Source organism: Rathayibacter sp. AY1D5, from assembly GCF_002932515.1.
GTDB lineage: Bacteria > Actinomycetota > Actinomycetes > Actinomycetales > Microbacteriaceae > Rathayibacter.
This window is the reverse complement of sequence record NZ_PSVU01000026.1, coordinates 40235-51171: the sequence shown is the minus strand read 5'-3', so window position 1 is coordinate 51171 and position 10937 is coordinate 40235. Positions and strand designations below refer to the sequence as shown.

The following is a 10937-nucleotide window of genomic DNA, read 5'->3' as shown; positions in this document are numbered from 1 at the left end:
GTGTCCCCGCTCATCGCGCTGATGCAGGACCAGGTCGACGCCCTCCGCGCGAACGGCGTCCGCGCCGAGTTCCTCAACTCCACCCAGGACGCGGGCGAGCGCAGCCGCGTCGAGCGCGCCTACCTCGACGGCGAGCTCGACCTGCTCTACGTCGCTCCGGAGCGCCTGGGCAACGAGGGCATGAAGCAGTTCCTCGCCCGCGGCCGGATCGCCCTCTTCGCGATCGACGAGGCCCACTGCGTCAGCCAGTGGGGCCACGACTTCCGCCCCGACTACCTCGCACTGGGCGAGCTCGCCGAGCGCTGGCCCGACGTCCCGCGCATCGCCCTCACCGCGACCGCCACCGAGGCGACGCACCGCGAGATCACCTCGCGCCTGCACCTCGGCGCCGCCCGCCACTTCGTCTCGAGCTTCGACCGCCCGAACATCCAGTACCGGATCGTCAACAAGGTCGAGCCGCGCAAGCAGCTGATCGACTTCCTGCGGCGCGAGCACGCGCACGACGCGGGCATCGTCTACGCCCTCTCCCGCAAGAGCGTCGAGGCGACGGCCGAGGCGCTGCGCTCGGCGGGCTTCGACGCCGTCGCGTACCACGCGGGCCTCGACTCGCGGGTACGCGCCGCCGCCCAGTCGCGGTTCCTGCGCGAGGAGGGCGTCATCGTCTGCGCGACCATCGCCTTCGGCATGGGGATCGACAAGCCGGACGTGCGGTTCGTCGCGCACATCGACCTGCCCAAGTCGGTCGAGGGCTACTACCAGGAGACGGGTCGCGCCGGCCGCGACGGACTGCCGTCCACCGCCTGGCTCGCCTACGGCCTGCAGGACGTGGTGCAGCAGCGCCGGATGATCGACGAGTCGCCGGGAGACCTGGCGCACCGTCGGCGGATGTCCGCGCACCTGGACGCGATGCTCGCGCTCTCCGAGACGGTCCAGTGCCGCCGGGTGAACCTGCTCGCCTACTTCGGCCAGGAGAGCACCGCCTGCGGCAACTGCGACACCTGCCTCGAGCCGCCCGCCTCCTGGGACGGCACGGTCGCGGCGCAGAAGTTCCTGTCGACGGTCGTCCGCCTCAAGCGCGAGCGCAATCAGCAGTTCGGCGCCGGACACATCATCGACGTCCTCCGCGGCAAGACCACGCCGCGCACCACCCAGCACCAGCACGACGGCCTCGCCACCTGGGGCATCGGCGCCGAGCTCAGCGACACCCAGTGGCGCGGAGTCGCCCGCCAGCTCCTCGCGCAGGGCCTTCTCGGCGTGAACGACGACGGCTTCGGCACGCTCGTGCTCACGCCCGCGTCCGGCTCCGTCCTCAGCGGCGAGCGGAAGGTCGAGCTGCGGCAGGAGCCGGAGAAGCCGGCCCGCTCCAGCGGATCCTCCCGCTCCGGGCGGTCCACCGTCGCCGAGCTGTCGGGCGAGGCTCAGCCGCTGTTCGAGCGGCTCCGGGAGTGGCGCGCCGCGCAGGCCCGAGCGCAGGCGGTCCCGGCCTACATCGTCTTCAACGACGCAACCCTCCGCGAGATCGCGACCGCCGAGCCGGCGACGATGGACGCGCTCAGCATCATCGGCGGCGTCGGCCAGAAGAAGCTGCTCACCTACGGCGAGGCCGTTCTCGCCGTCGTCGCGGGGGAGAGCCCCGAGATCGCCGTCCCGGAACCCGGTGAGGAGGCTCCCGCTCCCCGCCGCGCGCCGGCCGCCCGTGGCGGGTCGTCCCGCTCGCAAGGGGCGAAGCCCTCGTTCGGCCGCGAGTCGTCCGGTCCGCCGGTGTCCGCCGCTCAGCCGCCGGAGGACGACTGGGTGCCGCCGGACGAGCCCGACTGGGAGCCCGGCTGGGACAGCTACTGATCCGTCGCTGAGGCGCGCGGTTCACCACCCGCGACGGAGGCGGGCGCCGGCGTGGGCGACCGTGTTCCGGGCTCCGCGTCGGCGATCGTGCCCATCTCGTCACCGACGCGAGCGTCCTCGGTCCGAGGCGTCGGCGAGCGCCCTCAGCCGCCCGCGCCCGTCGACGCCATCCACCCGCCGAGCAGCGTGCAGCAGAACGACACCGCGAGGCCCGCCACCGGCACCCAGAACGCGATGCGCCGCCGCACCAGCAGCACGATCGAGACGACCAGCGCCGCGAGGAACGGCACCCACACTCCTCCTGCGGCGAGGACCACCCCGCCCTCGATCAGGCCGATGTCGCAGGCGTTCGATCCGCCGCACGAGTCGCTGGCCATCGCGAAGAACAGCCCGAAGAACGACAGCAGCAGCGTCACCGCGGAGGCCACGAGGATCAGCACGATCGTCAGCACCAGGTCCCAGACGCGGACCGGGCGCCCATGCGGAACCCCGGATCCCGGCGCGGCCGGAGGCGCGGGAGGCGCGGCCGCGACGTCCACGGGCGGCGCACCCGGAGTCCGGGGAGGCGCCGCCGCGACGTCCGCGGGCGGCCCGGCCGCCGGGTGTCGGGCGGGCGGAGGGGGAGGCAGCGGCGGCTCGCTCATGCCGAGAGACTAGCGAGGCGGCCTCCGGTGCGGCGTCCCTCCTCCGCAGAAGCAACCCGTAGGGACAGCCCGTTCAGCACACGGACGAGCCGCCCCCTTCTCCGCTCCCGTCGCAGGGACAGCCCGTCCTGCGCACGAGCCGCGCGCCCCGCCCCCGCCTGGTCGGTTCCGACAACGCGCTTCCTCCTCCGCCCGGCGCCGTTTGTGCCCGGGCGACGGAACGTTTCCGCCGCGCCGCCGCGCGACCTACCGTGCGAGGACCGCCTCCGCTGCCGCGCCCGTCGGCGCACGACGCACGGGGAGCGGCCCGAACCGCAGACGGTCGAAGGGACACGAACACCATGGTCAGCACCGCTCCCCACCCCCGCTCCGCCGCCGACGCCGCCGACCGGGCGGCCACCGGGCGCACGCGGGCCCGGCGCTCCCGCTCGGGCTCCATCGCGCCCACGCCGCCGGTGGACTCCCTCGGCTCCGAGGTCGACGCGCGCCTGGACGAGGACGGCGCCCCCTCCGTCGACGTCGCCGCCCTCGGCGAGACCCTGCTCGGCGCCTGGCGCGAGCAGCGCCTCGCCAGCCGCGCCCTGACCGCCCGCCCCGAGCTGCACCGCACCGACGGCCTCCCGATGAAGGAGCACCGCCTCCGCGTCTCGGAGCAGATGCGCGTGCTCGCGGCCGAGGGCGGCGTGCACCGCGCCTTCCCGGTCGACCTCGGCGGCGAGGCCGACCACGGCGGCAACATCGCCGGCTTCGAGGAGCTGGTCACCGCCGACCCCTCCCTGCAGATCAAGTCCGGCGTGCAGTGGGGGCTCTTCGGCGCCGCGGTCCTGCACCTGGGCACCCGCCCGCACCACGAGAAGTGGCTGCCGGGGATCATGAGCCTCGAGATCCCGGGCGCTTTCGCGATGACCGAGACCGGGCACGGATCCGACGTCGCGTCGATCGCCACGACCGCCACCTACGAGGACGGCGAGTTCGTGCTGCGGACGCCGTTCCGCGCGGCCTGGAAGGACTACCTCGGCAACGCGGCGGTGGACGGGCGCGCGGCGGTCGTCTTCGCGCAGCTGGTCACCCGCGGGGTGAACCACGGCGTCCACGCCTTCTTCGTCCCGATCCGCGACGAGCAGGGCGCGTTCCTGCCCGGCGTCGGCGGGGAGGACGACGGCCTCAAGGGCGGTCTGAACGGGATCGACAACGGCCGCCTCCACTTCGACGGCGTCCGCGTCCCGCGCGAGAACCTGCTGAACCGCTACGGCGACGTCGCCGCCGACGGCACCTACTCCTCGCCGATCGCGAGCCCGGGCCGCCGCTTCTTCACCATGCTCGGCACGCTCGTGCAGGGCCGTGTCTCGCTCGACGGAGCCTCGGTCGCCGCGGCGAAGATCGCGCTGACGGTCGCCGTCACCTACGGCGATCAGCGCCGCCAGTTCACCGGCGGCGGCGAGCGGGAGGAGGTGCTGCTCGACTACCAGCGGCACCAGCGCCGCCTCCTGCCGCGCCTGGCCACCACCTACGCCGCCGCCTTCGCGCACGAGAAGCTGCTGACGGCGTTCGACGAGGTGTTCTCCGGCGCGAACGACACCGAGCAGTCGCGGCAGGACCTCGAGACCCTCGCCGCGGGGCTGAAGGCGCTCTCGACCTGGCACGCTCTCGACACGCTGCAGGAGGCGCGCGAGGCCTGCGGAGGCGCGGGCTTCCTCGCGGAGAACCGGCTCACGCAGCTGCGCGCCGACCTCGACGTGTACGCGACCTTCGAGGGCGACAACACCGTGCTCCTCCAGCTGGTCGCCAAGCGGCTCCTGACCGACGTCGGCCGCCGCTTCAAGGGCGCCCAGCCCGCGGAGCTGGCGCGCTACGCCGCCTCGCAGGTCGCGGGGGCGACCGTCGACAACTCGGGTCTGCGCCGTCTGGCCCAGGTGGTCGCCGATCGCGGATCGACGGCCCGCTCGGTCGGCCAGCTGCGGGAGGACCAGCGCGAGCTGCTCACCGGCCGCGTCGAGAGCATGGTCGCGGGGATCGCCTCACGGCTGCGCCCGGCGTCGAAGCTGCCCTCCGACGAGGCGGCCCGCCTGTTCAACGCACACCAGAGCGAGCTCATCGAGGCGGCGCGCGCGCACGCCGAGCTGCTGCAGTGGGAGGCGTTCACGGAGGCGCTCGCCGGCGTCGAGGACGCGGGCACGCGCACCGTCCTCACCTGGCTCCGCGATCTCTTCGGCCTGGGCCTGATCGAGAAGCACCTCGACTGGTACCTCATCCACGGGCGCCTGTCGTCGCAGCGAGCGGTCGCGGTGACGTCCTACATCGACCGGCTGCTCGCCCGCATCCGCCCGCACGCCGCCGACCTGGTCGCGTCGTTCGGCTACGGGCCCGAGCACGTGCGCGCGGCGATCGCGACCGGCGCCGAGGCGGAGCGCCAGGAGGAGGCGCACGCCTGGTACGAGGCCGCCCGCGCCTCCGGCACCCTCCCCACTCCGGAGAAGCGCCGCTGAGCCCCTCCTCGAGATGCCGCTCCGGTACGCGACACGTCGCGCGAGGCGCACCGGAGTGGAATCCCGCGGAGACAGGACGGGGAGGGGCGCGTCAGGACGCGAGGAACGCCAGCGCCTGGTCGCGCTCGGCGCGCAGCTCGAGCACGGACTCGTCGATCCGCGCGCGGGAGTGCGCGTCGATCTCGAGTCCCTCGACGATCCGCCACTCGCCGTCGACGGAGCGGACCGGGAACGAGGAGATCAGCCCCTCCTCCACCCCGTATGAGCCGTCCGACTCGACGGCGGCCGAGGTCCACGACGTGCCGTCGACCCAGTCGCGCACGTGGTCGATCGCGGCGGAGGCGGCGGACGCGGCCGAGGAGGCGCCGCGGACCTCGATGATCTCGGCGCCGCGCTTGGCGACCCGCGGCTCGAACTCCGTGTGCAGCCACTCGGCGTCGACCAGCTCGGGCACCGGACGTCCGCCGACGGTGGCGTGCGTCGCGTCCGGGTACTGCGAGGCGGAGTGGTTGCCCCAGATCGCGACGCCCTCGATCGCGTCGACGGGGGCGTCGAGCTTCGCGGCGAGCTGCGCGACCGCCCGGTTGTGGTCGAGGCGCGTCATCGCGGTGAAGCGGCCGGCAGGGATGTCCGGGGCGCTGCGCCGCGCGATCCAGGCGTTGGTGTTGGCCGGGTTGCCGACGACCAGCACGCGGATGTCGGAGGCGGCGTGCGCGTTCAGCGCGGCACCCTGAGGTCCGAAGATGCCCGCGTTCGCGGCGAGCAGGTCGGCGCGCTCCATGCCCGCGCTGCGCGGCCGGGCGCCCACGAGGAGGGCGACGCTCGCGCCGTCGAACGCGGCGGCCGGGTCGTCCGTCGCCTCGATCCCGCGGAGGAGGGGGAAGGCGCCGTCCTGCAGCTCGAGCGCCGTGCCCGCGGCCGCGCGGAGGCCGGAGGGGATCTCGAGCAGGTTCAGGCGGACGGGGACGTCCGGCCCGAGGAGCTGACCCGAGGCGATGCGGAAAAGGAGCGCGTAGCCGATGGCGCCTCCGGCTCCCGTGACCGTGACCGTGACCGGAGTGCGCTGCTGGTTCATGCGCCGAGCGTATTCCCGCCGGCTGGGGGAGGGGGAGGAGTCAGCCGGACGGCGGGCCCTCGGCGGGAGGCGCCGTCGACCCGCGGAGCACGAGCTTGTTGCGCAGCCGCACGTGCTGCTCGGCCACGCTCCCGCCGTCGATCAGCGTCAGGAGCGCCCGGGCGGCCGCGCGCCCCACGCGGTGCAGCGGCTGCCTCACCGTCGTGAGCGCGGGGACCACCCGGGAGGCGTCGGGCACGTCGTCGTAGCCCACGACCGAAAGCTGCCCCGGCACCGAGAGGCCCAGCGCCCGGGCCGCCTCGATCACGGCGATGGCGGAGGCGTCGTTCGCGGCGAGGACCGCCGTCGGGCGGTCGGGCAGCAGCAGCAGCTCGTGGGCGGCGGCGAGGGAGGGGTCGTGCCGGTAGTAGCCGACCCGTACGAGCGCGGGGTCGTAGGGGAGGCCGGCGTCCGCGAGCGCCCGCTGGTAGCCGGCGCCGCGCCGGTGCGACGACTCCAGGTCGGGGCGGCCCGCGACGAAGCCGATGCGGCGGTGGCCGAGCCCGATCAGGTGGCTGGTCGCCAGCTGCGCTCCGCCGAAGTCGTCGGTCGCCACCGAGTGCAGCTCGGTCTGCGCGGTCAGCGGATCCACGACGACGAGCGGCAGGTCCGACGGGGGGATCACGCCGGAGGGAGTCACCAGGATCGCTCCCGCTACGTGCGCCTCGGTGAGGCGCCGCAGGGACTCCTGCTCCCATCCCGCCCGGCCCCGGCGGCTCGCCCCGCTGCCGGCGAGGAGGTCGAACCGGGTCCCCCGGAGCGCCGTCGCCACTCCCTGCAGCACCTCCGTGCCGAACGGCTCGAAGTCGCCCAGGAGCACGCCGATGACGCCTGAGCGCTCCGCGCACTCCGTCGTCACGACCTCCTGCTCGGCCTCCGCCGTCGCCGCCCCTGCGGACATCCTCGTCCCCTCCCGCCGTCCCCGCCCGGCCGCGGCGGAACGCGGTGATCGCCTCGCTGCGCTGCTCCGGACGGTTGAGAACACGTCCTTGCAATCGGGAATGTTCCCGGTAACATTGCCCGCAAGACTAGCTGAGGGAAAGCTCAGCAGTCGAGAGAGACGAGTATCGGGCAGCCTTTCTCCCCTCAGTGCTGAGGGGGTCGAGAGCTGGAGCTCGCGTGGCCACGCTGTGGAAGCCGCCGCGCACGAGCCGTCCGCCGCTCTCCGCGCGTCCTGCGCTCCAGGCGCGGCCGAACGCCCCTCGGGCTGCGCCGCGCTCCGTCCTCTCGCGGCCTCGGGCCGCGCCACCACTCCGCGCCGTCCGGCGCTCGACCTGATCGGCGACGATGCCGATCGAGTGAGGAACACCATGTCCACGCGACGCACCCCCCGACCCCTCTGGCTCGTCCGCTCGGGCGCCGCTCTCGCCGGCTGCCTGCTCCTGTCCGGCGTCGCCGCCGCGGCCGCGGCCGCCGACACCGAGTACGGCTCCGACGACGTCGACGTGAACGTCAGCATCGAGGAGCTGGAGCAGCCCGGCGCCCTCTCGATGTCGATCGACGGCACCTCCGCCACGCTCGCCGAGGAGGGCTCCACCCCGACCGTGCGCGCCTTCACGGGGCAGCTGCCCGACGTGACCGTGACGGACACCCGGACCGTCGACGAGATCCCGGCCGGAGCCGGCTGGTACGTCCTCGGCTCGGCGAGCGCCTTCACCGGCGACGCGGACCAGGAGGACATCTCCTCCGACCACCTCGGCTGGACGCCGGTCCTCGTGGACGGCGGCGAGTCGGGCCTCGTGTCCGAGGGCGACCCGGTCGACACGATCCTCGACGAGGGCGCCGACGCCGTGGGCCTGTTCGACCAGGAGCTGCTCGCGCTGTCGCTCGACTCGCAGGAGACCGCGACGGACGGGTCCTGGACCGTGTCCGCGGGCCTCACCCTGAAGACCGAGGCCGACGTCGCCCCCGGCGACTACTCCTCCGTCCTGACGCTGTCGCTGTTCGAATGACCCCGATGCGCGCAGTCGCCTCCACGGCGATCGGCGCCCTCCTCGCGGCGGGCCTGCTCGCCTCCGGCGCGGCTCCGGCGACCGCGGCCGGCGCGTGGTCGCCGAAGGCCTCCTACACGTCGACGGACCGCGGCGACGGCACCTACTCCGTGCCGCTGCTGAACGCCGACGTGCCCGACGTCAGCGTCGAGCGCGTGCCCGCGTCCGAGAACGACGAGGGCCGCGACATCTACTACATGATCAGCACCACGATGCACCTGAGCCCGGGCGCCCCGATCATGAAGTCCTACGACCTCGTCAACTGGGAGATCGTCAACTACGTCTTCGACCGGCTCGAGATCGGCGACCGCTTCTCGCTCCGCAACGGGCAGAACTCCTACGGCAACGGCCAGTGGGCCTCGTCGCTGCGGTACCACGACGGCCGCTACTACGCGGTCTTCAACACCAACAACCTCGGCGGCTCCTACCTCTACTCGACCGACGACATCGAGGACGGAGCCTGGACCCGCACAGCCCTCGGCCGCGCCTTCCACGACCCGTCGCTCTTCTTCGACGACGCGGACGGCGGCACGCCGTACATCTTCTACGGCTCCGGATCCACCAGCGCCGTGAAGCTGAGCGAGGACCTGACGACCGTCGTCGCCGAGTACCCGAACATCCTCCGCACCTCGGACTACCCGGGAGCCGGCTACCTCGGCGGCCTGTTCGAGGGCGCGCAGGTGCAGTACATCGACGGGCAGTACTACATCGTCATCATCACCTGGCCCTCGGGCCAGGGCCGCCAGGTGGCGCTGTTCCGCTCGTCCGAGCTGCTGGGCCGCTACGCGACCGCCGACGGCAGCAACCCCTACGAGGGCAAGGGCGTGCTGAACTCCAGCGGGTTCGCCCAGGGGAGCCTCGTGCCGATCGCGAAGGAGGACGGCTCGACCGCCTGGCACGGCATGTTCTTCCGCGACAGCTTCCCGACCGGCCGCATCCCCGGGCTCATCCCGGCGACGTGGAAGGACGGCTGGCCGACGTTCGGGACGAACGGCTCGGTGCCGGTGGGCGGGAGCTTCCCGAAGCCGATCCGCCTCAGCCCCGAGGAGGAGCTGTTCGAGCGGCAGAAGGGCATCGTCGTCTCGGACGACTTCGACAACGACGCCCCGGCGAAGGCCTACCAGGACGAGTCGTGGACGATCCCGCCCGCGCCCGCCTACGACGCGTCGCTGCTCGGCGTGCAGCTGCTCCAGAACCCGGGAGCGGAGTCGGGGACGGCGCCGTGGGCAGGCCAGTTCGGCGCGACGCTGTCGGCCGACACGACCGACCCGGCGTCCGGCACCGCCGCGCTCCGCGTGGGTACCCGCACGCTCAACGGCTCCGGCCCGAGCCAGGTGCTGGCGAACAAGCTGCAGCGCGGCGTCACCTACACCGTGTCCGCGAAGGTGAAGTACACGACCGGCCCCGCGTCGGTCCGCTTCAACCTCTGCGCCGACTTCGGCGCGGGACCCGTGACGATGGCCTCCGCCGCCGTCACGCAGGGGCAGTGGACGACGATCACGGGGACCTACACGGTGCCCGAGACCGCGAACGTCGGCAGCGTGAAGTTCGCCGTCGAGACGCCGTGGGGCAATCCGCAGCCGGCGTCCTCGAGCACCGAGTACCTGCTCGACGACGTCTCGCTCGTCGGCGCCGCTCCCACCCTCGAGCGCCCGACGGCCGCCGAGATCGAGCCGAACGGCTCGACCCTCGCCCTCCCCTGGCAGTGGAACCACGCCCCCGACAACCGCTACTGGTCGCTGACCGAGCGCGAGGGCTGGCTCCGCCTCACCAACGGGAAGGTGCTCAGCGGAACGGCCGCGCACACGCGTCTCTCGGGCTCGCCCGAGATGACGTACCTGGAGGAGGCGCGCAACACGCTCTCCCAGCGCATCGTGGCTCCGAAGCAGTCGGCGGAGGCGGCGTTCGACGTCTCCGGGATGAAGGACGGCGACGTCGCCGGCCTCGCGGCCTACAACCGCGGCTTCTCGTACGTCGCGGTCAAGCGCGTGGACGGCGTCACCACCGTCGGCGTCGTGAACCGCAGCCAGCCGTTCGCGACCACGTTCGATCAGGCGGCCGTCGAGTCCTTCCTCCCCGGCACCACCGCCGCCCTCGGCGACGCCTCGCAGGTGCGCCTGAAGGCCGACCTCGAGCTCTCGGCCCCGGCCGGACAGCTCTGGACGACCTTCTCGTACAGCCTCGACGGGACGAGCTGGACGAAGCTCGGCAGTCGCGTCGGCCCGCAGACCCTCGACGGTCAGCTCACGCACTTCATGGGCCACCGCCTCGGGCTGTTCAGCTACGCGACGAAGACCGCCGGCGGCCACGTCGACGTCGACGAGTTCCTCCTGAGCGACACCCTCTCCTCGGAGGGGAAGGCGCTCGACCGCTCGCAGCTCGACGCGGCCGTCGCCCACGCGGCGACGCTCCGCTCCGACGACTACCCGGCCGACGCCTGGTCCGACCTCCAGTCGGTCCTCGCGAAGGCGCAGTCGGTCGGCACCGCGGGAACGCAGAACCAGATCGACGCCCCGGAGCGCGCGCTCAGCTACCAGCTGGCCCGCCTCGGGACGCTGAAGGAGGCGTCGCTCGACGTGACCGCCGCCGCCGCGACCCGCTGCATCGCCGGGAAGGTCGTCGTGACCGTGCGGGCGACCAACGCCGACGACGTGCCCGTCGCCCTCCGGATGGAGAGCGCGTCCGGCACGAAGACGGTCGCCGCGCTCGCACCCGGCGCCACGACGAGCCACGCCTTCACCACGCGGGCGGCCTCGGTCCCCGCCGCCGAGGTGGTCGTGACCGCGACCGCCACCCTCGACGGCGAGCCGGTGACGACCACGGTGAGAGCGCCCCATCCGGCCGCGTCCTGCGGCTGAGC

Annotated in this window: 7 protein-coding genes; 4 read left to right on the top strand and 3 right to left on the bottom strand. The window is 73.4% G+C overall.

The window, feature by feature from the left end; genetic code table 11:
* On the top strand, positions 1 to 1842 hold a 1842-nt coding region (gene recQ, locus C5C82_RS09640), incomplete at its 5' end, for a DNA helicase RecQ (protein WP_104354976.1).
* Positions 1843 to 1985: 143 nt separating this feature from the next.
* On the opposite strand, the gene C5C82_RS17545 is transcribed toward recQ, so the two are convergent.
* Positions 1986 to 2486 (bottom strand): DUF6264 family protein, encoded by a 501-nt coding sequence (locus C5C82_RS17545; protein ID WP_181134429.1) that lies wholly within the window; start codon positions 2484 to 2486, stop codon positions 1986 to 1988.
* A 341-nt stretch (positions 2487 to 2827) separates the two neighbouring features.
* Between C5C82_RS17545 and C5C82_RS09630 the strand changes: the two genes are divergently transcribed.
* On the top strand, positions 2828 to 4972 hold the full coding sequence (locus tag C5C82_RS09630) for an acyl-CoA dehydrogenase (protein ID WP_104291760.1): 2145 nt from the start codon (positions 2828 to 2830) through the stop codon (positions 4970 to 4972).
* A gap of 91 nt (positions 4973 to 5063) precedes the next feature.
* Here C5C82_RS09630 and C5C82_RS09625 read toward each other — a convergent pair whose 3' ends face one another.
* Positions 5064 to 6047 (bottom strand): malate dehydrogenase, encoded by a 984-nt coding sequence (locus C5C82_RS09625; protein WP_104226035.1) that lies wholly within the window; start codon positions 6045 to 6047, stop codon positions 5064 to 5066.
* Positions 6048 to 6087: 40 nt separating this feature from the next.
* Entirely contained in the window at positions 6088 to 6987 is a 900-nt protein-coding gene (locus tag C5C82_RS09620; RefSeq protein WP_104224380.1) for a LacI family DNA-binding transcriptional regulator, read from the bottom strand.
* Positions 6988 to 7396: 409 nt separating this feature from the next.
* On the opposite strand from C5C82_RS09620, the gene C5C82_RS09615 reads away from it, so the two are divergent.
* Both C5C82_RS09615 and C5C82_RS09610 read left to right on the top strand, forming a co-directional pair.
* Positions 7397 to 8038 carry a hypothetical protein gene (locus C5C82_RS09615; RefSeq protein WP_104233676.1) on the top strand — a complete coding sequence of 214 codons (642 nt, stop codon included), beginning with the start codon at positions 7397 to 7399 and terminating at the stop codon, positions 8036 to 8038.
* A gap of 5 nt (positions 8039 to 8043) precedes the next feature.
* Positions 8044 to 10935, top strand: coding sequence for a family 43 glycosylhydrolase (locus C5C82_RS09610; RefSeq protein ID WP_258066059.1), 2892 nt, complete (start codon positions 8044 to 8046; stop codon positions 10933 to 10935).
* Positions 10936 to 10937 lie beyond the last annotated feature (2 nt).